Source organism: Streptomyces sp. NPDC021012 (genome assembly GCF_044333355.1).
Classification (GTDB): Bacteria; Actinomycetota; Actinomycetes; order Streptomycetales; family Streptomycetaceae; genus Streptomyces.
Genome location: NZ_JBIRQU010000005.1, coordinates 295659 through 321351, shown reverse-complemented (window position 1 = coordinate 321351; position 25693 = coordinate 295659). Strand labels below are relative to the sequence as shown.

Genomic DNA, 25693 nt, shown 5'->3' with positions numbered 1-25693 from the left:
ACCGCGCAGGGAACTGTGGCTGGCGCCGGGATGTGACGAAGGAGGACGACTGCGTCCCCCAGGCGTCCGTTAGCGTAGTGCTTCCGAGGCATTGAAGGGGATCAGGGTACGTTGAGCAATTCCGCCGACACTCCCGAAGGGCCGGGCCGCACCACGAGGTGGCGCCCCGTCCGGGTGCTCACCCTCGCCGTCTTCGCCCTCGCCGGACTGATCTTCGTCACGAGCTTCAACACGGCCAAGGGCACGAACCTCCGCACGGACGCCTCGCTCCTCAGGCTCTCCGACCTCATCGAGGAACGCAGCCACAAGAACGCCGGCCTCGACGAGTCCACCGCCGCCCTCCGGCACCAGGTCGACTCCCTCGCCGCCCGCGACGACGGCTCCACGCGCGCGCAGGACGAGAAGCTCGACGCCCTCGAAGCGAAGGCGGGCACCAGCGAGGTCGCCGGCGCCGGTCTCACCGTCACCCTCGACGACGCCCCGCCGAACGCCCAGGCCGCCCCCGGCTACCCCGAACCGCAGGCCAACGACCTGGTCATCCACCAGCAGGACCTCCAGGCCGTCGTCAACGCCCTGTGGCAGGGCGGCGCCGAAGGCATCCGCGTCATGGACCAGCGGCTCATCTCCACCAGCGCCGTCCGCTGCGTCGGCAACACCCTGATCCTCCAGGGCCGCGTCTACTCCCCGCCGTACAGGATCACCGCCGTCGGCGACCGGGGGAAGCTCACCAAGGCCCTGGCCGCCTCCCCCGCCCTCCAGAACTACCAGCTGTACGTCAAGGCGTACGGGCTCGGCTGGAAAGTCGACGAGCACAGGGCGGTGACTCTTCCCGGGTACTCGGGCACAGTGGACCTCCACTACGCGAAGCCGGTGAGCTGACAGCGGGAGGGCCGCTTGCGTCTCGTCGTCAGGACCCTCAGCGAGCTGTGCATCACCGCCGGCGCCCTGGTCGTCCTCTTCGTCGCCTACCTCCTGTACTGGACCGGCGTCCAGGCCGACAGCGCCAGCGCCGCCCAGATCGACACCCTCCAGCGCGCGTGGGCCGACGCACCCGTCGCCCCGGCCCCCGCACCCGCGCGCGTACCTGCGCCGTACGTCACCGGCAAGGGCATCGCCGTGATGTACGTCCCCCGGCTCGGCCGCGACTGGAAGTGGCCCGTCCTCGAAGGCACCGGCCCCGGCATCCTGGAACAGGGCCTCGGCCACTACAGCCGCACCGCCGCCCTCGGCGGCACCGGGAACTTCGCCGTCGCCGGCCACCGCCGCACCCACGGCGACCCCTTCAAGGACTTCCCGCGGCTGCGCCCCGGCGACGCGGTCGTCCTCACCGACGGCACGACCTGGTTCACGTACCGGATCGACCGCGGCCCCTACCGGACCGTCCCCGGCGACACCGCCGTCGTCGACCCCGTCCCCAGGAAGTCGGGCTTCCAGGGGCCCGGCCGCTATCTCACCCTCACCACCTGCGACCCCGAGTGGGGCAGCAGCCACCGGCTGATCGTCTGGGCGCACCTCGACGCCACCCGCCCGGTGACCGACGGTCGTCCACAGGCTTTGGACAGCTGACCCCTCACGGCCCCCTCGCCCCGTACTCTGGTCCCCGTAACGAACGGAAGGGGCGGTCCACGTCATGTACGGCTGGATCTGGCGGCATCTGCCGGGCAACGCGTGGGTACGGGCGCTGATCTCGATCGTGCTGGTCCTCGCGGTCGTCTATGTCCTCTTCCAGTACGTGTTCCCCTGGGCGGAGCCTCTGCTTCCGTTCAACGATGTGACAGTGGACGGCCAGTGAGCGCGCGAATTCTCGTCGTCGACAACTACGACAGCTTCGTCTTCAACCTCGTTCAGTACCTCTACCAGCTCGGCGCGGAGTGCGAAGTCCTCCGCAACGACGAGGTGGAGCTCTCGCACGCGCAGGACGGCTTCGACGGCGTGCTCCTTTCGCCGGGGCCGGGCGCGCCCGAGCAGGCCGGGGTCTGCATCGACATGGTCCGGCACTGCGCCGACACCGGGGTGCCCGTCTTCGGCGTCTGCCTCGGCATGCAGTCGATGGCCGTGGCGTACGGCGGCGTCGTCGACCGCGCGCCCGAGCTGCTGCACGGCAAGACCTCGCTCGTCACGCACGAGGGCCAGGGCGTCTTCGCCGGCCTGCCCTCGCCGTTCACCGCGACCCGCTACCACTCGCTGGCCGCCGAGCCCGCCGCCCTGCCGGCCGAGCTGGAGGTCACGGCGCGGACCGAGGACGGCATCATCATGGGGCTTCGCCACCGTGAACTCCCGGTCGAGGGAGTGCAGTTCCATCCCGAGTCGGTCCTCACCGAGCACGGTCACCTGATGCTCGCCAACTGGCTGGAGCAGTGCGGCGACAAGGGAGCGGTCGGCCGGTCGGCGGGGCTCGCTCCGGTGGTGGGCAAGGCCGTCGCGTGACGACGGGCTCGCCGTGGTTCCGGACGACGAACGGACCGGCGCCCGAGCCGATACCCGGGAACTCGTACGCGCCCGCAGAGCCGTACGCGCCAGCTGAGCCGTACGCGGGCGGTGAGTCGTACGCGGCGACCGAACCGTACGCGCCCGCGGAGCAGCCCTACGCGGGAGGCGAGCCGTACGCGGGCGCCGAGCCGTACGCCGCTGCCGAGCAGCCGTACGCACCGCCTGCCGATCCGTACGCACCGCCCGCCGACCCGTACGTCCCCGCAGAGCCGTACGCGTACGAGGAGCCCGCGTCCCAGTCGGACGTCGCCCAGGAAGGCCCCTACGAGCCCCCGTACGGGCCGTACGGGGCGCCGGAGTCCCCGCGGGTCCCGCGGGACGAGACGGCGCCCATACCGGTCGTGGAACAGGGCTCCGAGCCGCCCTCGGGGCCCGGGCGGGCCGAGCGCCGCCGCGCCGCCAAGGGCGGCCGGGGCAGGAGCCGGGGCGCGGCCCCCGCGGCGCCCGCTCCCGAAGGGCGGCCGCTGTCCCGCGTGGAGGCACGGCGGGCCGCCCGCGCGGCCAAGGAGAGCGTCGGCGTCGTCGCCAGCCGCGTCGTCGGGGAACTCTTCATCACCTTCGGCGTCGTCATGCTCCTCTTCGTCGCCTACCAGCTGTGGTGGACGAACGTCCTCGCCGGCCAGGAGACCGACCGGGCCAAGGAGCAGATCGAGGACACCTGGTCCAAGGGCGGCGGCGACAGCCAGCCCGAGGCCTTCGAGCCCGGCAAGGGCTTCGCCATCATGTACATCCCCAAGCTGGACGTCGTCGTCCCCATCGCCGAGGGCACCAGCAAGAGCAAGGTCCTCGACAAGGGCATGGTCGGCCACTACGGCGAGGGCAAGCTCAAGACGGCCATGCCGGCCGACAAGCAGGGCAACTTCGCGGTGGCCGGCCACCGCAACACGCACGGCGAACCCTTCCGGTACATCAACCAGTTGAAGCCCGGTGACCCGATCGTCGTCGAGACCCAGAGCGCGTACTACACGTACGAGATGACCAGCATCCTGCCGCAGACCTCGCCCTCGAACGTCTCGGTGATCGACCCCGTGCCGAAGCAGTCCGGCTTCAAGGGCCCCGGCCGGTACATCACCCTGACCACCTGCACGCCGGAGTTCACCAGCACGTACCGCATGATCGTGTGGGGCAAGCTGGTCGAGGAACGCCCGCGCAGCAAGGGAAAGCCGAAACCGCTCGTAGGCTGAGACCCCACACCTCCGGACGGGACGACGGGACGACCTAGTGGCACGCGCGCGCAACCGGATCGCCGGGATCATCAGCCTCTTCGGCGAACTCCTCATCACTGCGGGCCTGGTGCTCGGCCTCTTCGTCGTCTACTCCCTGTGGTGGACCAACGTCCTCGCCGACCGCGCCGCCGACAAGGACGGCGCCCAGGTCCGCGACCACTGGGCCGACCAGGGCCCCGGCGCGCTCGACACCAAGGACGGCATCGGCTTCCTCCACGTACCCGCCATGAAGAACGGCGAGGTCCTGGTCAAGCGGGGAACCGGCACCGACGTCCTCAACCACGGCGTCGCCGGCTACTACACCGACCCCGTCAAGTCCGCGCTGCCGCAGGACGAGCAGGGCAACTTCACGCTCGCCGCGCACCGGGACGGGCACGGCGCCAAGTTCCACAACATCCACAAGGTGAAGACCGGGGACCCGATCGTCTTCGAGACCAAGGACACCTGGTACGTCTACAAGGTCTACAAGACGCTTCCCGAGACCACGAAGTACAACGTGGACGTCCTCCAGCCGGTGCCGAAGGAATCGGGGAAGACCAAGCCCGGCCGCTACATCACGCTGACGACCTGCACCCCGATGTACACCTCGGACTACCGCTACATCGTCTGGGGCGAACTGGTCCGCACGGAGAAGGTCGACCGCGACCGGACGCCCCCGGCGGAACTGCGCTGATCTTCGGAGACGGCTTCGGGAACACGGGAGAGCCCCGGCATCCGCTTACCGGATGCCGGGGCTCTTCTCTGTGTGTGGCGGGCGTCAGCCGAAGAAGCCGCCGCCGGGGTTGCCGTTGTTGTCGCCCCCGCCGCCACCGCCCAGCGTGGTGACGGTGACCGGCTGGTTGGTGGGGATCGTCGAACCCTCCGGGGGGTTCGTGCCGAGGACGAGGGCGTCCTCCTTGTCGGAGCCCACCTGGACGACCTGCAGGCCCAGGCCCTGGAGCAGGTCCCGGACGTCCTTGAACTTCTTGCCGGTCAGGCCCGGGGGGATCGTGACCGTCTGCTGCTGCGGGCCCTTGGAGACCTTCAGGACGATCTGGACGTCCTTCGGCTGGTTCGACGGGCCCTGCGGGGTCTGGTCGACGACCGTGCCCGCGGGCTGGTCGTTGTCGACCTCCTCCTTGGACACGTTCGTGAAGCCGAGCGAGGTCAGCTGCTGGTAGGCCTGGTCGTACGTCCGGCCCTTCTGGTCGGGAAGCTGGGTGAGCTGCTTCTTCGAGACCGTGATCGTGATCTCGGAGTTCTGCTCCGCCTTGGTGCCGCCCTCGGGGTTCTGGCGCAGGACCGTGCCGGGGTCCTGGTCGGACTCCTCCTGCTCGACCTTGACCTTGAAGCCCTTGTCCCTGAGGCTCTGCTCGGCCCGCTCCTGGGACTGCTCCATGACGTCGGGCACCTCGATGAGCGGGGCGCCCTCGGACACGAACACCTGGATGGTGCCGTTGATGTCCATCTTCCGGACGTTGTCCGCGACCGGCTCCTGGCGGCAGACGCTGCCCTTGGGCTGGTCGCAGCGCTCGGTGCCGGCCTGCTGGACCTGCACCTGGACGTTGCGTGCGAGGCCCTTGGCCCCCTCCATGGTCTGGCCGACCAGCTGCGGGACCGTGACCTGCTGCGGGGCGTCCTTCTTGTTGAAGACCGCGACACCGATGAAGACCGCGCCGATGAGCACCAGGACGGCCGCGAGGGCCAGCAGGATCGTCGAGGTGTTCGACTTCTTCTGGCCACCGCCGCGGCGGCGGTCCGGACGGTCGTCGTAACCGCCGTAGCCGCCGTCGTCCGGGTTGACCGGCGGCAGCATCGACGTCTGGCCGACCGGGTCGGCCTGGCGCAGCGCGGTCGTCGGCTGGTCCTCGGGCGGATAGCCGTAGCCCCCGCCGTACGCGGGCGCGCCCGCCATGCCCATTCCCATGCCCATCGCGGCGGCGGCCGCGACCGGCTGACCGTCGAGGCAGGCCTCGATGTCCGCGCGCATCTCGTCGGCGGACTGGTAGCGGTAGTCGGGGTCCTTGACCAGCGCCTTCAGGACGATGGCGTCCATCTCGGGCGTGATCTCGGGGTCGAAGTTGCTCGGCGGTTGCGGCTCCTCGCGGACGTGCTGGTACGCGACCGCGACCGGGGAGTCGCCGATGAACGGGGGGCGGACGGTGAGCAGCTCGTAGAGCAGGCAGCCGGTGGAGTACAGGTCGGAGCGGGCGTCGACCTGCTCGCCCTTGGCCTGCTCCGGGGAGAGGTACTGGGCCGTGCCGATCACCGCGGAGGTCTGCGTCATGGTCATGCCGGAGTCGCCCATGGCGCGCGCGATGCCGAAGTCCATGACCTTGACCTGGCCGGTGCGCGTCAGCATGACGTTCGCCGGCTTGATGTCACGGTGCACGATGCCGGCGCGGTGCGAGTACTCCAGTGCCTGGAGGATGCCGACGGTCATCTCGAGGGTGCGCTCGGGCAGCAGCTTGCGTCCGGAGTGCAGCAGCTCGCGCAGGGTCGACCCGTCGACGTACTCCATCACGATGTACGGGATGGAGACCTGGTCGACGTAGTCCTCGCCGGTGTCGTAGACCGCGACGATCGCCGGATGGTTCAGCGAGGCGGCGGACTGTGCCTCACGGCGGAACCGGGCCTGGAAGGACGGATCACGGGCCAGGTCGGCCCGCAGCGTCTTCACGGCGACGGTGCGGCCGAGCCGGGTGTCCTGGGCGAGGTACACCTCGGCCATGCCACCACGGCCGAGCACCGGGCCCAGCTCGTACCGGCCGCCGAGGCGACGCGGCTCTTCCATAGCTAATCCAGCCCTCTCCGTCTGTCCCGACCGCACCCATGGGTGGTCCGGCGGTGTGTGCTGTTCGCGCATACGCTACCGGCCCCGGGGAGGCGTTCCGCCCGGGGCCGGTAGCTGATACCTGACCGGTACCTGGCTCGTACGGGGTCCAGGGGGTCAGCCCCGGGTCTTGAGGACCGCCTGCATCACGGCCTTGGCGATCGGGGCGGCGAGACCGCCACCGGTGATGTCCTCACGGTCGGTGCCCGCCGAGTCCTCGACGACGACGGCGACCGCGACCGGGGAGCCCTCGGAGGTCTTCGCGTACGAGATGAACCAGGCGTACGGACGCTTCGCGTTCTTCTCGCCGTGCTGGGCGGTACCCGTCTTGCCGCCGACCTTCACGCCGTCCATGTGCAGATCGGCGTTGCCGCCGGTTCCGTTGCTGACGACGTTCTCCATCATCTGCTGGAGCTTCTGGGCGGTCTCCGGCGAGACCGGGCGGCTCATCTCCTCCGGCTCGTTCTGCTTGAGGACGTCGAGGTTCGGGGCCCGCAGCTGGTCGATCATGTACGGCTTCATCAGCTTGCCGTCGTTGGCGATCGCCGCCGTGACCATCGCCATCTGGAGCGGGGTCGTCGCGGTGTTGAACTGGCCGATGGACGAGAGCGCGTTGCCGGGGCGGTCGGCCTTCTTGTCGAAGACGGAGGCCGAGGAACGGACCGGGGTGAACTGCTCGGCGTTGAAGCCGAACTTCTCCGCCATCTCGACCATCTTGTCGCGGCCGACGTCGTCGCCGAGCTTCGCGAAGACCGAGTTGCAGGAGATCTCCAGGGCACGGTTCAGGCTGGCGTTGGCGCAGCCCCTGGCGTGGTTGACCATCTCCTTGGTGGAGAGCGGGAGCTTCCAGCCCTCCGGGGTGTCGGTCGGCGCGTTGATGTCGGTGACCTTGCCGTTCTCCAGCGCGGCGGCGGCCGTGACGACCTTGAAGACGGAACCGGGCGGGTAGATCTCGCGGATCGCGCGGTTCAGCTTCGGCTTGTTCTTGTCCTTCTCCAGCGCGACCCAGGCCTTCTCGTCCTTGCCGGAGTAGCCGGCGAAGGAGGAGGGGTCGTACGAGGGCGTGGACGCCATCGCGAGGATCTTGCCGGTCTTCGGCTCGATGGCGACGACGGCGCCGGTCTTGCTGCCGAGTCCCTTGTAGGCGGCCTTCTGCGCGGCGCCGCTGAGGGTGGTGACGACGTCGCCGCCCTTCTTCTTCTCACCGGTGAACATGGCGAGGGTGCGGTCGAAGAAGAGCCGGTCGTCGTTGCCGGTGAGGATGCCGTCCTCGATCTTCTCGATCTGGTTGGCGTCGTAGGCCTGCGAGGCGTACCCGGTGACCGGGGCCCACATGGGGCCGTCCACATAGGTCCGCTTGTACTTGTAGAACTTGTCGCCCGAGTCGACGGAGCCCGTGACGGGCTTGCCGTCGACGATGATGTTGCCGCGCTCGTTCGAGTACCGCTCGATCTGGATGCGCCGGTTCTTGGGGTGGGCGGTCAGCTCCTCGGCGCGGACGGCCTGGAGCCAGTTGTCCCGAAGGAGCAGGGCGAGGACGAGCAGGCCGCAGAAGATCGCGACCCGCCGCAGCGGCTTGTTCACGGACGGACCACCTGGGTCATCTCGGCGTCGGGGTTCGGGGCGGGGGCGGGCGCGGGACGGCGCGCGGTGTCGCTGATCCGGATCAGGATGCCGATGAGGGCCCAGTTGGCGATCACGGAGGAACCGCCGTACGCGAGGAACGGCATCGTCATACCGGTGAGCGGGATGAGGCCCATCACACCGCCGGCGACGACGAAGATCTGCAGCGCGAAGGCACCGGAGAGGCCCATCGCGAGCAGCTTGCCGAAGGGGTCGCGGGCGGCGAGGGAGGTGCGGATGCCGCGCTCGATGATCAGGCCGTACAGCAGCAGGAAGACCATGACGCCGGTCAGGCCGAGCTCCTCGCCGACGGTGGCGAAGATGAAGTCGGAGTTGGCGGCGAACTGGATGAGGTCGGAGTTGCCCTGGCCGAGACCGGTGCCGAGGATGCCGCCCGAGCCGAACGACATGAGCACCTGCGTCATCTGGTCACAGGCGTTGAGCATGTTCGGGTCGGTGGCCGTCTTCAGGCACTCGAAGGGGTCGATCCAGGCGGCCACACGCGACTTCACGTGGCTGGCCGTGGAGCCCACGACCACCGCGCCGGCCACGGCCATCAGCAGACCCATGACGATCCAGCTGGTCCGCTCGGTCGCCACGTACAGCATGATCACGAACATGCCGAAGAACAGCAGCGAGGTGCCGAGGTCGTTCTCGAAGACCAGGATGAGGAGGCTGACCGCCCAGATCGTGATGATCGGGCCGAGGTCACGGCCGCGCGGCAGGTAGAGCCCCATGAAACGGCGGCTCGCCAGGGCCAGCGCGTCCCGCTTCACCATGAGGTAGCCGGAGAAGAAGATCGCCAGGACCAGCTTGGCGAACTCACCGGGCTGGATCGAGAAGCCGCCGACGCGGATCCAGATCTTGGCGCCGAAGACGTCCGCGCCGAGCCCCGGCACGAGCGGCAGCAGCAGCAGGACGAGCGCCGCCACCATCGAGATGTACGTGTACCGCTGCAGCACCCGGTGGTCCTTGAGCAGCAGCAGCACGCCCACGAACATCGCGATGCCGATCGCCGAGTACATCATCTGGCTCGGCGCGGACGGGCTGAACGCCCCGTACGCGCGCTTCGCCAGCGAGATCAGCCGCGGCGACTGGTCGAGACGCCAGATCAGCACCAGACCCATGCCGTTGAGCAGAGTCGCCAGCGGCAGCAGCAGCGGGTCCGCGTACGGCGCCCACTTCCGCACCACCAGGTGCGCGACGCCCGCGAGGAGGGTCAGGCCGAGGCCGTACCCGAGCATTCCGGCCGGGACCTTGCCGTCGATGGCCAGGCCCACGTTGAGGTACGCGAACACCGGGATGACGACAGCGAACGCGAGCAGCGCCAGCTCGGTGTTGCGGCGGCTCGGCGCCTCGATCGCGCCGATGGTGGTCGTGTTGGTGACAACGCTCATGGTGGTGAAAGGCCCCCTACGGGTGCTTACTGCTTGCCGCAGTTCGAGGCCAGCTTCTGCTCCTCCGCGGTGAGGGTGGGACCCGGGGACGGAGCGGCTGTGGTGGGCTTGGAAGTGGGGGTGGCGGTGCCCGCGGGCTTCTGGGCCGGCGGCTTGCTCGCCTGGTCGGCGGCCTTCTCGGCGGCGGCGTGACGCTGCTCCGCCTTCTTGCAGGCCGAGGCCTGCACGGCCAGCTCGGAGATCTTCGTCTGGGCCTTGTCGAGGCTGCCGCCCGCGATCGTGTCCTCGACCTGCTTCCGCTGGTAGGCGGGGAGGTACTTGAGTTCGATCTCGGGGTGGTCCTTCTCGACCTTCGAGAGCGACACCCACGCCAGGTCCTGGCTGATGCCCTGGTACAGCGCCACGTGCTGGTCCTTGGACCCCACGTAGTACTGCGTCTGCGTCCAGCGCCAGGCGCCGTAGAGGCCGCCGCCGACGAGACCGAGGACGAGGAGGAGGAAGAAGGAGCGCTTGAGCCACTTGCGGCCCGTGCGCGGCTTGACGAAGTCGTCGTCCGTGTACGAGTCGAAGGAGCCCTGCGGAGGCATCCCGCCGTACCCGTGGTCGCCGCCGCTGCCGGGCGGGCCGAAGCCGCCGGCCGGAGGCTGCTGGTGCGGCGCGGGCCGGCCGAGGCCGGAGGCGCGGCCGGCCGGGGTCTGCATCGCCCCGCCGTCGTTCAGCTGCGCCTGGTTCTCGGCGACGGCGCCCACGATGACCGGGGTGTCGCTGAGGTGGCCGGCGAGGGTGTCGCCGCCGTCGACGTCGAGGACGTCGGCGACGATCACCGTGATGTTGTCGGGGCCGCCGCCGCGCAGCGCGAGCTGGATCAGCTCCTGCACGGTCTCGTGCGGGCCCTGGTAGCTGGCGAGGGTGTCTTCGAGGGTCTGGTGCGAGACCACGCCGGACAGGCCGTCGGAACAGATCAGGTAGCGGTCGCCGGCCCGGACCTCACGGATGGAGAGATCGGGTTCGACGTGGTCGCCGCTGCCGAGCGCGCGCATGAGGAGCGAGCGCTGCGGGTGGGTGGTGGCCTCTTCCTCGGTGATCCGGCCCTCGTCGACGAGGCGCTGGACCCAGGTGTGGTCCTGGGTGATCTGGGTGAGGACACCGTCGCGCAGCAGATAGGCGCGCGAGTCTCCGACGTGCACGAGGCCGAGGCGCTGGCCGGTCCACAGGAGGGCGGTGAGCGTGGTGCCCATGCCCTCCAGCTGCGGGTCCTCCTCGACCATCATCCGCAGCTGGTCGTTGGCGCGCTGCACCGCCGTACCGAGCGAGGTGAGGATGTCGGAGCCGGGGACGTCGTCGTCGAGCGTGACGAGCGTGGAGATCACCTCGGAGGAGGCGACCTCGCCGGCGGCCTGGCCGCCCATGCCGTCGGCGATGGCGAGGAGCCGGGGACCGGCGTAGCCCGAGTCCTCGTTGCCCTCGCGGATCATGCCCTTGTGCGAGCCCGCGGCGAATCGCAGGGACAGAGTCATGCGCACCTGCCCTGTCGACGCTGCATCGGGGTACAGCCGGTCTCGACCCACACTGCCCACCCTCCGGTCGCTCCGTTCACGCCGGCCCCGCCGGTCGCTCCGGTCGCTTCAGTCGCTCCGGTCGGGAGCGCGGCACGGCCTTTGACGGGGCTCGTCCCGGCTCGCTCGCTCCGCTCGCTCATTCTCGTACTACTTCCGCAGCTCGATGACGGTCTTGCCGATGCGGATCGGCGCGCCCAGCGGAATGGGTGTGGCGGTGGTGAGGCGGGCCCGGTCGAGATACGTGCCGTTCGTGGACCCGAGGTCCTCGACGATCCACTGGCCGTCCCGGTCCGGGTAGATCCGGGCGTGACGGCTGGAGGCGTAGTCGTCGTCGAGGACGATCGTCGAGTCGTGCGCCCGGCCCAGCGTGATCGTCTGGCCCTGGAGGGCGACGGTCGTGCCGGTGAGGGTGCCCTCGGAGACGACCAGCTTCGTCGGGGCGCCACGGCGCTGGCGGCCGCCGCCCGCGTTCTGCTGGCCGCGCTGCTGCGGAGGCGCGGCGGCCTGCTGGCGCGCGTTCTGCTGGGGTCGCGCCTCCTGGCGCCGCGAACCACGCTGGGTGACCCGCGTACCGAAGAGGTCGCTGCGGATGACCTGGACGGCCACGATGACGAACAGCCACAGAACGGCCAGGAAACCCAACCGCATGACCGTCAGGGTCAGCTCTGACATTGCCCCCGCTTCACCCTTCGGCTTGCCGGTAAACGATGGTGGTGCTGCCCACGACGATCCGCGAGCCGTCGCGGAGCGTAGCGCGGGTGGTGTGCTGCCCGTCCACCACGATGCCGTTGGTGGATCCCAGATCCTGGATCGTCGAGGGCGTTCCGGTCCGGATCTCGCAGTGCCGGCGGGAGACGCCGGGATCGTCGATCCTCACGTCCGCGTCGGTGCTGCGGCCGAGGACCAGGGTCGGGCGGGAGATCTGGTGGCGGGTGCCATTGATCTCGATCCAGCGGCGCACCGGGGTGCCCGCTCCGGCGTGGGTGCCGGGGCCGGGCATGGATCCGGGGCCGCCCGCCGGACGTCCCGCGGGCGCCGTCGGCCGGTGGCCGGGCGCGCCGGGAGGCGGAGAGGAGGGCATGGGCGGGGCGCCGGCCGGGGGGTACCCGTAGCCGCCGCGGCCCTGGCCCTGCTGCCCGGGGGAGGGCGGCTGGGGCTGTGACGTACTCGACGCCAGCGTGCGGCTGCGGACGCGGTACAGGCCGGTGTCGAGGTCCTCGGCCTTCTCCAGGTGGACCTTGATCGGGCCCATGAAGGTGTACCGCTGCTGCTTCGCGTAGTCCCTGACCAGGCCGGCGAGCTCGTCGCCGAGCTGGCCCGAGTAGGGGCTGAGACGCTCGTAGTCCGGCGTGCTCAGCTCCACGATGAAGTCGTTGGGGACGACGGTCCGCTCGCGGTTCCAGATCGTCGCGTTGTTGTCGCACTCGCGCTGGAGCGCGCCCGCGATCTCGACGGGCTGGACCTCGGACTTGAAGACCTTGGCGAAGGTGCCGTTGACCAGACCTTCGAGACGCTGCTCGAAACGCTTCAGGACTCCCATGGGGCACCTCCTCCGTCGTTGTCGCCCTGGTACTGCTTACTGATCGTATCCACGCGTCGGGAAATCGGCTGGTTCCCCTTCTCTGCCCTGTGGACGAGTGTCACCTCTCACAGGCTTTCCCCACGGATCGTAGAGGCGGCCTGTGGACAGTGTCCCGCACCCGGCTGCGGGAGCGGAGGCGCGGGCCGGGGTTCCGGGCCGGTCCGTCCCCTTCCGCCCTCCTTCTCCCCTTCCTTCTTCCTCTCTTTCTCTCTCCTCCCTCTTCTTCCCGTCCCCTCCGCTGCCGCTCTTCTGCCGCTCTCCTCTCCCTGCCCTCCCCTGTCCTCCCCTCCCCTCTCACCACCCTCTCCCCCTTCTCTGCCCCCTCGGCTCCGTCGCTCCTGCCCGCCCGCTCCCGCCCCCGTTCCGCCGTGCCTCCACCCCTCTCCTTGTTCTCCGGGAGCGGGGGCGAAACAACGGATGTGAATCCACGGTCTGCGACGTGCTAATCTTCAGATGTCGCCAGGCGCTCCCACTGAAAAGTGAGAGGGCAGGGAGACCACCCAATGCGCGGGTGGCGGAATAGGCAGACGCGCTGGATTCAGGTTCCAGTGCCCGCAAGGGCGTGGGGGTTCAACTCCCCCCTCGCGCACCAGACGGAAGCCCCGTAGGTCATCGACCTACGGGGCTTCCGCGTTCGTCGGCACCGATGTGAGCCTTCCCACGTCGGGCCCCGGTGCATGCGAGCGGTCGTCGCTTGTCGGCGCGCGACCTTCGTCGTCGGAGGGCGAGACGAAAGAGAGGCGTCCGGGGTGCCGGGCGCTGCCTAGGGTTCGAGCGTGGACGCTATGTCGAAGTCGGGGACCTGGACCGTGCGGGAGATCGGGGCCAGGGCCACCGCCTGGTGGGACTGGTTCGCCGCGCCCGGACAGTGGTCGCGGCGCAGGATCACCGGCGAGGTGGCCCTCGCCCTGGTCCTCGCGGTGCTCGCGGCGGGGACCGAGGAACTCATGGGCGGCGAGGGCTGGCGGCCGGCCGCGGTCGGCGCCGGCGCGGCCGTCCTGTCGCTGCTCCGGCGCAGACTCCCCGCGAGCATGCTCGTCCTGACCGCCGGGCTCACACCCTTCGTGCCCGGCCTCGGGGCGCTGCTCATCGTGCTCGGCTGGTCGTCCGGCCGGTACATCGCCAGTGCCGGGCGGGCGCTGGCCGCGTTCATCGCCTCCTTCGTCCTGAACGTCGGCGGGACGGTCCTGGAGACCTGGGACCGGCAGCGGCTGCTCACCGTCGCCTTCATGGCGACCCTCTACTACCTGGGCACCACCCTGGCGCCCGGCCTCGCCCACCGGTACTGGACCCAGCGCCGGACCCTGCTCCACGCCCTCCAGGAGCGCAACGCACAGCTGCTGCGCGAGCGGAACATGGTGGTCGGGCAGGCGCGGCTGCTGGAGCGGCAGCGGATCGCGCAGGACATGCACGACAGCCTCGGGCACCAGCTGGCGCTGATCGCCGTGCACACGGGGGCCCTCGAAGTGGACCGGGAGCTCGGCGAGCGCCAGCGCGAGGTGGTCGGCGTCCTGCGGAACGCGTCGGTGACCGCCATGCACGAGCTGCGGGAGGTCGTCGGGATACTCCGCGACGGGGTCGCGGTGGACGGGACGGCGGCGCCCGCGCCGGTCGGGGACGAGACGGGGCGGGCCGCACGCGGCATCGCCGGGATAGAAGGGCTCGTCGAGGCGGCCAGGGCGACCGGCACCTCGATCGGGCTGCGGCGCCTCGGGGAGGAGCGGCCGCTGGCCCCGGCCGCCGACCACGCCGCGTACCGGATCGTGCAGGAGGCCCTGACCAACGCCTACAAGTACGCGCCGGGGACGCCGATCGGCGTCGAGCTGCGGTACGAGCCGGACACCTTCGTCGTGGAGGTCTTCAACGGCGAACCGGTCGACGGACCGGCGAAGGACGTCGTGAGCGGCGGGCAGGGGCTGGCCGGGCTCGTCGAGCGGGCCCGTCTCGTGGGCGGCATCTGCCACGCGGGTCCCGCCGACGGCGGCGGGTTCCGGGTGGCCGGGATGCTGCCGTACGGGGCCGCGCCCGTCGTGGAGGCAGCGCCTTTGGTCGATGCGGCCGACGACTTCCGGCAGCAGACCACGAAGCCGCTGGTGGGCGATGGTCGTCCGGTCGTGGTCGGACCGGCCGACTGGACGTTCACGGAGCGGGAGCTGGCGATGGCGGTGCGTGGGGGCAAGAGCAGGAGCACGGGCGGGGCGATCGCGCTGGGCTGCGGGATCGCGTTCGCGGCGCTCGTCCTGCTGGTGGTGGCCGGCGGCTTCGGCCTCTACTTCCTGATGGGCTCGCTGAAGGACGGGATGATCGACCCCGCCCAGTACGACGCGGTGAAGACGGGAATGACGGAGAAGGAGGTCCGCGAGCAGCTGCCCTCGGGCGGCACCATCGCCACGACCGGACTCGACGGCTCGGGACCCGAACGGCCGGAGGGCTCCCGCTGCCTGGTGCTGCTGTCCTCGGAGATGGGCGACGCCTATGACGAGGACCCCGTTTTCCGGTTCTGCTTCAAGGACGGCAAGCTGATCGAGAAGAAGTCGTACGTGGTCAAGCAGCGATAGCGCTGCACCGCCCGTACCGGAGGCGTGGGGGAGAAGCTGTGGCAGGGCAGCCCATCAGGGTCGTGATCGCCGACGACGAGCCCCTGATCAGGGCCGGGATCCGGATGATCCTCATCTCGGACCCGGAGATCGAGGTCGTCGGGGAGGCGGCCGACGGGCGGGCGGCGATCGAGGCCGCGCGGGCGCACGCCGCCGACGTGGTGCTCCTCGACATCCAGATGCCGGTGCTCGACGGCCTCTCGGCGCTGCCGGAGCTGCGCCGGGCGGCTCCCGCGGCCCGGGTGATCATCCTGACGACCTTCGGGGAGCGGGAGAACGTGCTGCGGGCCCTGGAGCACGGGGGTGCCGGGTTCCTGCTCAAGGACACGGCACCCGCCGAGCTGATCCGGGCGGTGCGGGCCGCCGCGGCGGGGGACGCGTACCTGTCGCCGGCGGCGACCCGGCACGTGGTCGAACGGCTCGCCACCGGCCGGGAGGCGGCCCGCGCCGAGGAGGCACGCGCACGCGTGGCGGCGCTCAGCGAGAAGGAGCGCGACGTCCTCGCGCTGCTCGGCGAAGGGCTCTCCAACGCGGACGCCGGAAAGCGCCTCCACATGAGCGAGGCCACCGTGAAGACGTACGTGAGCCGCATCCTGTCCAAGCTGCACTGCGAGAACCGGGTGCAGGCGGCGCTGCTCGCGCGGGACGCGGGACTGTAGCCGCAGGGGAACCCTCGGGGCTCCGGGTCAGGCGGAAGGGGCGTCCGGGAGAGGGCTCTCGATCGCTTCGTTGTAGCGCAGCAGGTACGCGGCGAAACGGGCGAGGTCCTCGGCCGGCCAGTCCTTCAGACGCTCCTGGAAGGCGGCCATGCGGTTCGTCTGGGCCGAGGCGAGGACCTCGGTGCCTGCCGCGGTGGGGTGCAGGACGTGCACCCGGTGGTCGTCGGGGGCCGGGCGCCGCTCGACGAAGCCGAGCTTCTCCAGAGCGGCGATCTGGCGGCTGACCGTCGACTTGTCCAGGAGGTAGTGGGCCGCGAGGTCGGTGGCGCGGCAGCCGCGCTGCTCCTCGATGTGGGCGAGGAGCGTGTACGAGACCAGCGGGAGCTCGGGATGGACCCGGGCCGCCGCGGCGCGGGCCCGGCGGGCGAAGGCCGTCAGCTCGCGCTGGATGACGTCCACGGACGCCTCACGGGGAGGCGGTGTGCCGCCGGTCATCGTGGGCTCCCTGTCGTCGTTCGTCGTTCGTCGTTCGCCATGGTCGCGGTGTTCGTCAGCCATGGGCTTTCGGTTGTATAGTACAACGGTTCTTTAGTTGTAAAAGCCAACCATGGAGGTCTCGGTGTCCGCAGGACCGAACACCAGCGGTGCGTTGCGGCATGTCCTCGGGCATCTGCTCACCCCCCTCTTGATGTGCGTCGGCATGGGGCTCGCCTACCTCGGCGCCTTCCACGCGCCCCAGCCCCACGACCTGCGCGTCGACGTCGTCGGCTCCGGACCCACCGCACAGGTCCTCGCGCAGACGCTCCACGACAAGGGCGCCGGCGCCCTCGACGTCCGTACCGTCGCCGACCGGGACACCGCCGTCTCCGCACTGCGCGAACAGCGCAGCTTCGGCGCCTACATCCCCGGTGAGAAGCCCGAGCTGCTCGTCGCCTCCGGCTCCTCCGACACCAGCGCCATGGCCGTCGAGAGGGTCTTCACCAAGGTCGCCGCCGCCCAGGACGCACCGCTCAAGGTCACCGACGTCGCCCCCACCTCCTCCGGCGACCCCACGGGCCAGGGCGTCTTCTTCCTGCTCGTCGCCCTCAGCATCGGGTCGTACGCCTCCGTCGCCGTCATCGGCGGCGCCGGCGCCGCCCTGCCCATGCGGATCAGGGCCCTCCTCGCCGCCGGCATGTCCCTCGTCGTCAGCCTCATCGGCACCCTCTTCGCCGGGCCCGTCTTCCACCTGGTCGACCAGGGGCTCGGCGGCGTGTGGGCGCTGTCCTGGCTGTACGCGGCGGGCATCCTGGCCGTCGGCGTCGGCCTGCACACCTTCCTGCGCCGCTGGACCACGCTCGGCGTGATGGTGCTCTTCGTCATGCTCAACTTCACGAGCTCCGGCGGCATCTACCGGCCCGAGCTCCAGCCCGGCTTCTTCGGCGCGCTGCATGCCTTCTGGAACGGCGCGGGCTTCGTCGAGGGCGTACGCGGCCACGTCTACTTCGACGGCCACGGGCTCGGCCGGAACGTCCTCGTCCTCGCCCTCTGGCTCCTCGCCGGCGCCGTGCTCCTCGTCCTCGCCGGGCTGGCGGAGGCGCGGCGGAGGAAGGCGGGCGCTGTGGTGGCCACGGCGTCGGCCGATTCCGCTGCCCGGCCCGGGACCGGGCACGCGGCCGAGACCGAGGCCGAGGCCGAGGAGGAGATGGAGGAGGCTGTCGCGGTCTGATGGCGGGCCCCGGTGGCGGGCCCTGCGGTGGGTCCGGTGGCGGGCCCGGGGTGGGTGCGGAGGTGGGGCCCGGGGTGGGTCCGGAGGTTGTCCACAGGCGTTGTCCACAGGGGGAGACGGCTGATCGGGAACGGCGGTACGGTCGGGGCCGGATGATGTTGGACATCGCATCGGGGGAGGGCGTCCCATGGACGAGATCAGGGCCGTCGTGCCAGGACAGCGCGGTACGGACGGAGAGCGGGACGGGGCGCGCATCCCGCACGTGCCGGGCTTCGCACGCCGATCCGCCCCCGGCGCCGGGGTCTCCCCCAAGGAGCGCGGCAAGCAGTTGCGCGAGCGGGTGCCCCGCTCCTCGCATGCCCTGCCGGCCCTCGCCGCCGACCGCCCGGACGCCGTGCGCGCCGTCGAGGAATCGAGCCGGGACCGGGTCCCCGAGCTCACGCCGATACGGGTCGGCAGGATGGCGGCGAGCCCCTTCGCCTTCCTGCGCGGTTCCGCCGGGCTGATGGCCCAGGACCTCGCCGGAACGCCCGTCACCGGGATCGCCGCCCAGATATGCGGCGACGCGCACGCCGCCAACTTCGGCCTCTACGGGGACGCCCGCGGCCGGCTCGTCATGGACCTCAACGACTTCGACGAGACCGTCGTCGGCCCCTGGGAATGGGACCTCAAGCGGCTCGCGACCTCCCTCGTCCTCGCCGGGCGGGAGGTCGGAGCGGACGAGGACGTGTGCCGGGCCGCCGCCTTCGACACGGCCGGCGCGTACCGGCGCACCATGCGCCTGCTCGCCCGGCTCCCCGCCCACGAAGCCTGGAACGCGATCGCCGACGAGGAACTCGTCTCGCACACCGACGCCCGCGACCTCCTCGGCACCCTGGAACGGGTCTCCGCCAAGGCCCGCAACAACACGAGCGCCCGGTTCGCCGCCCGGTCCACCGAGGCCGTGACGGACACCGAGGGCGGCGGCCGCAGATTCGTGGACGCGCCCCCGGTGCTGCGCAGGGTCCCGGACGCCGAGGCGGCCGAGGTCGCCGCCTCCCTCGGCGCGTACCTGGAGACCGTGTCCGAGGACAGACTGCCGCTCCTCGCCCGGTACGCCGTCCACGACGTGGCCTTCCGGGTCGTCGGCACCGGCAGCGTCGGCACCCGCTCCTACGTGGTCCTGCTCCTGGACCACCGGGGCGAGCCGCTGGTGCTCCAAGTGAAGGAGGCCCGTCCGTCGGCCCTGCTGCCCCATCTGCCGCTCGCCGGCTTCACCGTGCCGGACACCGGCCACGAGGGGCGGCGCGTGGTGCTCGGACAGAAGCGGATGCAGGTCGTCAGCGACATCCTGCTGGGCTGGACCACGGTCGAAGGGCGGCCGTTCCAGGTGCGGCAGTTCCGCAACCGCAAGGGCAGCGTGGATCCCGCCGCCCTCACCCCGGACCAGCTCGACGACTACGGGCGGATGACCGGCGCCCTGCTCGCCCGCGCACACGCCCACAGCGCCGACCCGCGCCTGATATCCGGCTACTGCGGCAAGAACGAGGAACTCGACGAGGCCGTCGCCGCCTTCGCCGTCACCTACGCCGACCGCACCACCGCCGACCACGCCGACCTGCTGTCGGCCGTCCGCACGGGGCGGATAGCGGCGGAACTGGGTGTCTGACGTCGGTCGGGTCGGCAAGCCGGGGCGCGCCCGGCAGGGGAAGCCAAGGGGGAGGGGGGAGGGGGAGGGAGGGGGGAGGCCCCCCCGGGAGGACCTAGGCTGGGTGGGACGAGGCGGAACGAGGACTTGGCGGGCGTGGACGTGAGCGTGGACCAGGGTGTGAACGAGGGGCCCGGGGACGAGCGGCCCGTGGCCGAGTCCGGGGAGCCGCAGGCTGCGGACCAGTCCGTCGCGGATGGGCCTGCTGCGGACCCGTCGGGTGGGGACGAGCGGCCCGAGGCCCGGTTGGAGCGGGCTGTCCGGGTGGCGGAGCAGGCGTTGATCGAGTTCGAGATCGCCGTGGAGACCTTCCGGGTCGAGGTGGAGAACTTCTCGCGGCTGCACCACCAGAAGCTCGGGCCGATGTACGCGCGGCTCGATGAGCTGGACGCGCGGATCGCCGAGGCGCGGGCGGCGCGTACCGGGGATCCCGAGGATCTGCGGCGGGCTCAGGAGGCGCGGGCGGCGGTGCTGCCGATGCCGGGTGTGGACGAGCTGTTCCATGACTGGATCGACACCGACGGGCTGTCCCCCGAGGCCGCCGCGATGCTCACGGACCGGCCCGTTCAGCCGCCGAAGCGGGTGCGGCCCGGCGAGGAGGCCCGCAGGCTCTACCGCGAGCTGGCCCGCAAGGCCCACCCCGATCTGGCCCGCGAGGAGGAGGAGCGGAAGCGGCGCGAGGAGTTCATCACGCGGGTGAACGCCGCCTACGCCCGCGGCGACGAGGCGCTGCTGCGCGAGCTGTCCGAGGAGTGGGAGGCCGGACCGGTGCCGGCCGAGGAGCGGCTCAGCGAGAGCGAGGAGCTGTACGCGCGCCTGGAGTGGCTGGCCGAGCGCAAGGACATGCTGTCGGCGGTCGCCCGCGAGCTGGAGGAGAGCGCGATCGGCGCGATGCTGCGGATGGCGCCGGACGACCCGGACCAGCTCCTGGAGGAGATCGCCGAGCAGTTGCTCGCGCAGGTCGCCGAGCGGGAGGGCGAGCTGGCGGGGCTGGTGGAGTAGGTTTTCAGTACCGGCCGAGTCCTTCGGGCGGTACTGGAACGAGAGAAGGCCTGTCCCATGAATTTCTCCCCGCTGCCCTCGGTGGACGCGGCTTCCGTGCCGGCCGATGCCCTGGTGCTGGACGTCAGGGAGGACGACGAGTGGAAGGCCGGTCACGTCGAGGGCGCGGTGCACGTGCCGATGAGCGACTTCGTGGCCCGCTTCGGTGAGGTGACGGAGGCCATGGCCGAGCACGGCCGCGCCTATGTGATGTGCCGGGTCGGCGGTCGTTCGGCGCAGGTCACCCAGTACCTGGTGCAGCAGGGCTTCGACGCGGTGAACGTGGACGGCGGGATGATGGCCTGGGACGGTGCGGGGCGCCCGATGGTGGCGGAGGGCGGCAGCCCGGCCTTCGTCCTCTGACGCTTCCTCCTGGGGCGTCAGCCGAGGGGGTGGGTGGCCAGCAGGTCGCCGAGGGCCTCCTCGTGGGCCGCTGCGGGGCCGAGGGACAGTTCGAGGTGCTTGGCCCAGGCGTGGTAGCGGTGCAGCGGGTAGTCGGTGTCGGCGCCGAAGCCGCCGTGCAGGTGCTGGGCGGTCTGCACCACGCGGCGGACCCCTTCGGAGGCCCAGATCTTCGCGACGGCGATGTCCCCCGCCGCGGGGAGCGCCCCGTCCGCGTCGCTGGAGAGGCGCCAGGCGGCCTGCCAGAGGGTGGCCTCCATGGCACGCAGGTCGATGTAGCGGTCGGCGGCCTGGACGGCGACCGCCTGGAACGTGGCCACGGGGTGGCCGAACTGTTCGCGTTTTCCGGTGTATTGACTGGTCATGGTGAGGACGGCCTCGCCGAGTCCGAGGGCGAGCGCGCACGTTCCGGTGGTGAGGAGGTCGCGCAGCCGTTCCCAGGCGCCGTCGGTCGCGATGACGTCCGCGTCGTCGATCCGTACGGCGTCGAGGCGTAGTTCGGCGAGGAGTTCGCCGCTGGTCGAGTACTGGGCGGTGAGGTTCACGCCCTCGTGGGTGCGGGGCAGCAGGGCGAGGACCGTGCGGCCTTCGGCGGTGTGCGCGGGTACGGCGATGATGTCGGCGCGGTGGGCCCAGGGGACGGCGGTCTGGAGGCCGTCGAGGATCCAGTCGGTTCCGTCGCGGCGCGCGGTGACGGCCAGGTCGGCGGGTTCGTGGCCGGTGCGTCCCTGGGAGGCGGCGGTGAGGACGAGTTCGCCGCGGGCGGTGCGGGGGAGGAGCGCGGCGGCCGTACGGGGGTGGGCGTACCGCTCGACGGTCAGGGCGACGGCGCTGGTCTCCAGGAGGGGGACGCGGGCGAGGACGCGGGCGGACTCGCGCAGGACGAGGCAGAGGGCGACGGGGTCGAGTCCGGCGCCGCCGTGCTCGGGGGCCAGGGCGAGGCTGAGGAGGTCGGCGGCGGCGAGGCGGGCCCAGAGCGGCCGGTCGAGGTCCTCGGCCACGGCGCCCGGGGTGAGGGCGGGGCTGGGGACCGCGTCGGGCGTGACGTCCGCGAAGACCGCCTTGGCCGCCTCGACGGCCGCCTGCTGCTCTTCGGTGAAGGTGAAGTCCACGGTGCTGCCTTCCCGTTGCCCGGAGCCTGCTCTTCTGACGGTTCGTCAAGATAGAACAGGTTCTAGGGGAAGGGAATGGTGGCGCCGCACCTCGTCGGCGCCCCGCTCGTCAGCGGTCGTTCGTCACCGTTCTTTTGTCAGCGGTCGTTCGTCAGCGGTCGAAGTCCAACTCCACGTCCGGGGTGGCCGGATGGGACTGGCAGGCCAGGACGTATCCGGCTTCGGTCTCCTCCGGCTCCAGGGCGAAGTTGCGGTCCATCCGCACCTCTCCGCCGACGAGGAAGGCGCGGCAGGTGCCGCACACGCCGCCCTTGCAGGCGTACGGGGCGTCCGCGCGGGCGCGGAGCACGGTGTCGAGGAGGGTCTCGCCCCGCTCCACCGGCCAGGTGCCGGACCGGCCGTGCAGGGTCGCCGTCAGGGTGGCGTGCGCCGGGGCGTCGGCCGCGGGGGCCGGGGCGGGCGCGGAGCCGTCGTCGACGTGGAAGATCTCCTGGTGGATCCTGCTCCGGTCGACGCCCAGGCCGCGCAGGGCCTGCTCGGCGCCCTGGACGAGTCCGAAGGGGCCGCAGAGGAACCAGCCGTCGATGCTGTCGACCGGCAGGAGGGCGGGCAGGAGTCCGGCGAGCCGCTCGCGGTCGAGGCGGCCGGACGGCAGGCCCGCCTGCTGCTCCTCTCTGGAGAGCACGGTGACCAGCTGGAAGCGGCCCGGGTAGCGGTCCTTGAGGTCGGCGACCTCGTCGAGGAACATCGTGGACGCGGCGGTGCGGTCGCTGCGGATCAGGCAGAACCGGGCCTCCGGCTCGCGGGCGAGCAGGGTGGCCGCCATCGAGAGGACCGGGGTGATGCCGCTGCCGCCGACGACGGCGGCGAAGTGGCCGGGGCGCGCGGTGAGGGTGAAGCGGCCCATCGGTTCCATGACCTCGACGAGGTCGCCGACGGCGAGTTCCTTGAGGGCGTACGTGGAGAAGGAGCCGCCGTCGACGAGCCGGATGCCGACGCGCAGGACGGGGGGCTCGCCGGCGGGGGACGCGGGGGCGCAGATCGAGTAGGTGCGCCGGATCTCCTCGCCCTGTTCGCTTCTGCGGCGCAGGGCGAGGTGCTGGCCGGGGAGGTGGCGGTACGCCTCGTGGAGTTCGGGCGGGACGGCGAAGGTGACGGCGACGGAGTCGTCCGTGAGCCGGTCGACCTGGCTGACCCGGAGGGGATGGAACCCGGCCCGTGCGGCGGCTGAGGATTCCATCTACAACTCCTTGAAGTGGTCGAACGGTTCGCGGCAGGCGGTGCAGCGGCGCAGTGCCTTGCACGCGGTGGAGGAGAAGCGGCTCAGGAGCTCGGTGTCGGTGGATCCGCAGTGGGGGCAGCGGATGGCCAGGGTGAGGGGCACCGGGCCGCCGGCGGGTCCCTGGGGGCGGGGCGGGGCGATGCCGAACTCGGTGAGTTTGCGCCGTCCTTCCTCGCTGATGTCGTCGGTGGACCAGGCGGGGGTGAGGACGGTGACGACGGAGACGTCCGGGACGCCGTGCTCGTGGAGGGCGTGCTCGATGTCGGAGGCCATCGCCTCGATCGCGGGGCAGCCGGTGTAGGTGGGGGTGAGGGAGACCTCGACGCGGCCGGGGCCGAGGACCTGCACGCCCCGCATGACGCCGAGTTCCTCCAGGGTGAGGACGGGCAGCTCGGGATCGGGGACGGAGCCGGCGACGCGGCTCAGTTCCTCCTCCAGGGCCGTCATGGTCACCATGTCGCCCCCGGGTGGCTGCGGTGCAGGTGCTGCATCTCGGCGAGCATCCGTCCGAAGGATTCGGTGTGGAGGCCCTGGCGGCCGGCGCCCGCGCTCCAGGCGCCGGTGCGGGGCCCGGAGGGGACGGTGAGCGTGGCCCGGCCGAGGACGTCGGTGACCGAGTCCAGCCAGGTGGTCTCCAGGGCCGGGAGGTCCAGGTCGAGGCCGTCGACGGGCTGGAACAGTTCGCCGGTGTACCGCCAGAGGGCGTCGCAGGCGCGCTGCATCCGCTCGTGGCTCTCGGGGGTGCCGTCGCCGAGGCGGAGGGTCCAGTGCTCGGCGTGGTCCTGGTGGTAGGCGACCTCCTTGACGGCCTTGGCCGCGAGGCCGGCGAAGGGGCCGTCGCCGGTGGCCAGCTGCCCGTACAGGAGTCGCTGGTAGGTGGAGAAGTAGAGCTGGCGGGCGATGGTGTGGGCGAAGTCGCCGTTGGGCTGCTCGACCAGCTGGGCGTTCCGGAAGGAGCGCTCCTCGCGGAGGTAGGCCAGTTCGTCCTCGTCCCCGACGAGGGAGAGCAGGACGCGGGCCTGGCCGAGGAGGTCGAGGGCGATGTTGGCCAGGGCGACCTCCTCCTCCAGGACGGGGGCGGAGCCGGCCCATTCGCCGAGGCGGTGGGAGAGGACGAGGGCGTCGTCGCCGAGGGCGAGCGCCGCGGCCGTCGAAACGGTGGTCTCGGTGGTCACAGGTGCTTCACCCCTTCCGGGATCTCGTAGAAGGTCGGGTGGCGGTAGGGCTTGTCCGCAGCCGGCTCGAAGAAGGGGTCCTTCTCGTCGGGCGAGGAGGCGGTGATCGCCGTGGAGGGGACGACCCAGATGGAGACGCCTTCGGACCGGCGGGTGTAGAGGTCGCGGGCGTTGCGCAGGGCCATTTCCGCGTCGGGGGCGTGGAGACTGCCCGCGTGGGTGTGGGACAGTCCGCGGCGGGAGCGCACGAAGACCTCCCACAGCGGCCAACCGTCGGTCGTCATGCCTGTCCCTCTCCGTGCTGTCCGGTGTGCTTCTCCGCGTAGGCCGCCGCGGCTTCTCTGACCCAGGCGCCGTCCTCGTGGGCCTGGCGCCGCTTGTTGAGCCTCTGGTCGTTGCAGGGGCCGTTGCCCTTGAGGACGGCCCAGAACTCGGTCCAGTCGATCGGGCCGAAGTCGTAGTGCCCGCGCTCCTCGTTCCACCGGATGTCGGGGTCGGGGAGGGTGAGGCCGAGGGCCTCGGCCTGGGGCACGGCGATGTCGACGAAGCGCTGGCGCAGTTCGTCGTTGGTGTGGCGCTTGATCTTCCAGGCCATCGCCTGGGCGGTGTGCGTCGACTCGTCGTCGGGCGGGCCGAACATCATGAGCGAGGGCCACCACCAGCGGTTCACCGCGTCCTGCGCCATGGCGTGCTGGGCCTCGGTGCCGTTCGACAGGGCGAGCAGTGCCTCGTATCCCTGGCGCTGGTGGAAGGACTCCTCCTTGCAGACCCGGACCATCGCGCGGGCGTACGGGCCGTAGGAGCAGCGGCAGAGGGGGACCTGGTTGGTGATGGCGGCGCCGTCGACCAGCCAGCCGATCGCGCCGACGTCGGCCCAGGTCAGCGTGGGGTAGTTGAAGATCGAGGAGTACTTCTGGCGGCCGGAGTGGAGCTTGTCGAGGAGCTCGTCGCGGCTGGTGCCGAGGGTCTCCGCCGCGCTGTACAGGTACAGGCCGTGGCCGGCCTCGTCCTGCACCTTGGCCATGAGGATCGCCTTGCGCCGCAGGGAGGGCGCTCGGGTGATCCAGTTCGCCTCGGGCTGCATGCCGATGATCTCGGAGTGGGCGTGCTGCGCGATCTGCCGGACGAGCGAGGCGCGGTAGGCCTCGGGCATCCAGTCGCGCGGCTCGATCCGCTCGTCGGCGGCGACGGCGGCGTCGAACACGGCCTCGTAGGCGGCCTGCTCCGCCGCCACGGCCGTGTCCGGCACGCCGGGTGCGCCGGTGGTCCCTGTCGTCGCTGCCGTCACCGCGGTCATCAGACTCCCTACCGACCGATCGTTCGGTTGAATGACTTCAATGG

25 protein-coding genes and 1 tRNA gene are annotated in these 25693 nt (G+C 71.2%); 13 read left to right on the top strand and 13 right to left on the bottom strand.

Annotated features, from left to right (window positions below):
* The first annotated feature begins 111 nt into the window (after positions 1–111).
* The 6 genes from ACH4TP_RS18960 to ACH4TP_RS18935 all read left to right on the top strand — a co-directional run bounded on the left by ACH4TP_RS18960 (position 112) and on the right by ACH4TP_RS18935 (position 4389).
* Positions 112–879 carry a DUF881 domain-containing protein gene (locus ACH4TP_RS18960; RefSeq protein ID WP_398181113.1) on the top strand — a complete coding sequence of 256 codons (768 nt, stop codon included), beginning with the start codon at positions 112–114 and terminating at the stop codon, positions 877–879.
* Positions 880–894: 15 nt separating this feature from the next.
* The gene (locus ACH4TP_RS18955) at positions 895–1566 is read left to right on the top strand and encodes a class E sortase (protein WP_389222618.1); all 672 of its coding nucleotides are present in this window, start codon (positions 895–897) and stop codon (positions 1564–1566) included.
* A gap of 64 nt (positions 1567–1630) precedes the next feature.
* The gene (locus ACH4TP_RS18950; RefSeq protein WP_015034837.1) at positions 1631–1792 is read left to right on the top strand and encodes a hypothetical protein; all 162 of its coding nucleotides are present in this window, start codon (positions 1631–1633) and stop codon (positions 1790–1792) included.
* Entirely contained in the window at positions 1789–2427 is a 639-nt protein-coding gene (locus tag ACH4TP_RS18945; protein ID WP_086830118.1) for an aminodeoxychorismate/anthranilate synthase component II, read from the top strand. The genes ACH4TP_RS18950 and ACH4TP_RS18945 overlap by 4 nt, the downstream gene beginning before the upstream one ends.
* Positions 2424–3674, top strand: a complete 1251-nt coding sequence (locus tag ACH4TP_RS18940) for a class E sortase (protein ID WP_398438583.1) — start codon at positions 2424–2426, stop codon at positions 3672–3674. The genes ACH4TP_RS18945 and ACH4TP_RS18940 overlap by 4 nt, the downstream gene beginning before the upstream one ends.
* A gap of 37 nt (positions 3675–3711) precedes the next feature.
* Positions 3712–4389, top strand: a complete 678-nt coding sequence (locus ACH4TP_RS18935; RefSeq protein ID WP_398438582.1) for a class E sortase — start codon at positions 3712–3714, stop codon at positions 4387–4389.
* Between the two features lie 84 nt (positions 4390–4473).
* Here the strand turns inward: ACH4TP_RS18935 and pknB are convergent, their stop codons facing one another.
* The 6 genes from pknB to ACH4TP_RS18905 all read right to left on the bottom strand — a co-directional run bounded on the left by pknB (position 4474) and on the right by ACH4TP_RS18905 (position 12647).
* Positions 4474–6489 carry a Stk1 family PASTA domain-containing Ser/Thr kinase gene (gene pknB, locus ACH4TP_RS18930; protein ID WP_398438581.1) on the bottom strand — a complete coding sequence of 672 codons (2016 nt, stop codon included), beginning with the start codon at positions 6487–6489 and terminating at the stop codon, positions 4474–4476.
* Between the two features lie 156 nt (positions 6490–6645).
* Positions 6646–8112, bottom strand: coding sequence for a peptidoglycan D,D-transpeptidase FtsI family protein (locus ACH4TP_RS18925; protein WP_389222627.1), 1467 nt, complete (start codon positions 8110–8112; stop codon positions 6646–6648).
* Complete coding sequence (locus ACH4TP_RS18920) at positions 8109–9548, bottom strand: FtsW/RodA/SpoVE family cell cycle protein (RefSeq protein ID WP_086830110.1); 1440 nt, start codon at positions 9546–9548, stop codon at positions 8109–8111. Before ACH4TP_RS18920 ends, ACH4TP_RS18925 begins: the two co-directional genes overlap by 4 nt.
* A 26-nt stretch (positions 9549–9574) precedes the next feature.
* On the bottom strand, positions 9575–11065 hold the full coding sequence (locus ACH4TP_RS18915; protein ID WP_389222629.1) for a Stp1/IreP family PP2C-type Ser/Thr phosphatase: 1491 nt from the start codon (positions 11063–11065) through the stop codon (positions 9575–9577).
* A gap of 189 nt (positions 11066–11254) precedes the next feature.
* Positions 11255–11779 carry an FHA domain-containing protein gene (locus ACH4TP_RS18910; protein ID WP_389222631.1) on the bottom strand — a complete coding sequence of 175 codons (525 nt, stop codon included), beginning with the start codon at positions 11777–11779 and terminating at the stop codon, positions 11255–11257.
* 10 nt (positions 11780–11789) lie between these two features.
* A complete protein-coding gene (locus ACH4TP_RS18905; RefSeq protein WP_389222633.1) occupies positions 11790–12647 on the bottom strand; it encodes an FhaA domain-containing protein in 858 nt (285 codons plus the stop codon).
* Between the two features lie 547 nt (positions 12648–13194).
* On the opposite strand from ACH4TP_RS18905, the gene ACH4TP_RS18900 reads away from it, so the two are divergent.
* From ACH4TP_RS18900 to ACH4TP_RS18890, 3 genes are all read left to right on the top strand, one after another.
* A tRNA-Leu gene (locus ACH4TP_RS18900) sits at positions 13195–13281 on the top strand.
* Between the two features lie 193 nt (positions 13282–13474).
* Complete coding sequence (locus ACH4TP_RS18895; RefSeq protein ID WP_398438722.1) at positions 13475–15247, top strand: sensor histidine kinase; 1773 nt, start codon at positions 13475–13477, stop codon at positions 15245–15247.
* A gap of 38 nt (positions 15248–15285) precedes the next feature.
* Positions 15286–15945 (top strand): response regulator, encoded by a 660-nt coding sequence (locus ACH4TP_RS18890; RefSeq protein WP_389222635.1) that lies wholly within the window; start codon positions 15286–15288, stop codon positions 15943–15945.
* 27 nt (positions 15946–15972) lie between these two features.
* On the opposite strand, the gene ACH4TP_RS18885 is transcribed toward ACH4TP_RS18890, so the two are convergent.
* Complete coding sequence (locus ACH4TP_RS18885; RefSeq protein ID WP_389222637.1) at positions 15973–16440, bottom strand: MarR family winged helix-turn-helix transcriptional regulator; 468 nt, start codon at positions 16438–16440, stop codon at positions 15973–15975.
* A gap of 124 nt (positions 16441–16564) precedes the next feature.
* Here ACH4TP_RS18885 and ACH4TP_RS18880 point away from each other — a divergent pair, with 124 nt between their 5' ends.
* The 4 genes from ACH4TP_RS18880 (at position 16565) to ACH4TP_RS18865 (ending at position 20744) form a co-directional block, all read left to right on the top strand.
* Positions 16565–17653, top strand: a complete 1089-nt coding sequence (locus ACH4TP_RS18880) for a hypothetical protein (RefSeq protein ID WP_398438580.1) — start codon at positions 16565–16567, stop codon at positions 17651–17653.
* Positions 17654–17840: 187 nt separating this feature from the next.
* Positions 17841–19301 carry a DUF2252 domain-containing protein gene (locus ACH4TP_RS18875; RefSeq protein WP_398438579.1) on the top strand — a complete coding sequence of 487 codons (1461 nt, stop codon included), beginning with the start codon at positions 17841–17843 and terminating at the stop codon, positions 19299–19301.
* Between the two features lie 135 nt (positions 19302–19436).
* A complete protein-coding gene (locus tag ACH4TP_RS18870; RefSeq protein WP_398181140.1) occupies positions 19437–20342 on the top strand; it encodes a hypothetical protein in 906 nt (301 codons plus the stop codon).
* 57 nt (positions 20343–20399) lie between these two features.
* Complete coding sequence (locus ACH4TP_RS18865; RefSeq protein ID WP_389222645.1) at positions 20400–20744, top strand: rhodanese-like domain-containing protein; 345 nt, start codon at positions 20400–20402, stop codon at positions 20742–20744.
* A 17-nt stretch (positions 20745–20761) separates the two neighbouring features.
* Here ACH4TP_RS18865 and ACH4TP_RS18860 read toward each other — a convergent pair whose 3' ends face one another.
* The 6 genes from ACH4TP_RS18860 to paaA all read right to left on the bottom strand — a co-directional run bounded on the left by ACH4TP_RS18860 (position 20762) and on the right by paaA (position 25649).
* Entirely contained in the window at positions 20762–21895 is a 1134-nt protein-coding gene (locus tag ACH4TP_RS18860; protein WP_398438578.1) for an acyl-CoA dehydrogenase family protein, read from the bottom strand.
* A 151-nt stretch (positions 21896–22046) separates the two neighbouring features.
* A complete protein-coding gene (locus ACH4TP_RS18855) occupies positions 22047–23135 on the bottom strand; it encodes a 2Fe-2S iron-sulfur cluster-binding protein (protein ID WP_389222649.1) in 1089 nt (362 codons plus the stop codon).
* Entirely contained in the window at positions 23136–23633 is a 498-nt protein-coding gene (paaD, locus tag ACH4TP_RS18850) for a 1,2-phenylacetyl-CoA epoxidase subunit PaaD (RefSeq protein WP_389222651.1), read from the bottom strand. It lies immediately after the preceding gene.
* Positions 23627–24352, bottom strand: a complete 726-nt coding sequence (gene paaC, locus ACH4TP_RS18845; protein WP_398181147.1) for a 1,2-phenylacetyl-CoA epoxidase subunit PaaC — start codon at positions 24350–24352, stop codon at positions 23627–23629. The genes paaD and paaC overlap by 7 nt, the downstream gene beginning before the upstream one ends.
* Complete coding sequence (gene paaB, locus ACH4TP_RS18840) at positions 24349–24636, bottom strand: 1,2-phenylacetyl-CoA epoxidase subunit PaaB (protein WP_030692422.1); 288 nt, start codon at positions 24634–24636, stop codon at positions 24349–24351. Before paaB ends, paaC begins: the two co-directional genes overlap by 4 nt.
* Positions 24633–25649 (bottom strand): 1,2-phenylacetyl-CoA epoxidase subunit PaaA, encoded by a 1017-nt coding sequence (paaA, locus tag ACH4TP_RS18835; RefSeq protein WP_389222655.1) that lies wholly within the window; start codon positions 25647–25649, stop codon positions 24633–24635. The genes paaB and paaA overlap by 4 nt, the downstream gene beginning before the upstream one ends.
* Positions 25650–25693: the final 44 nt, after the last annotated feature.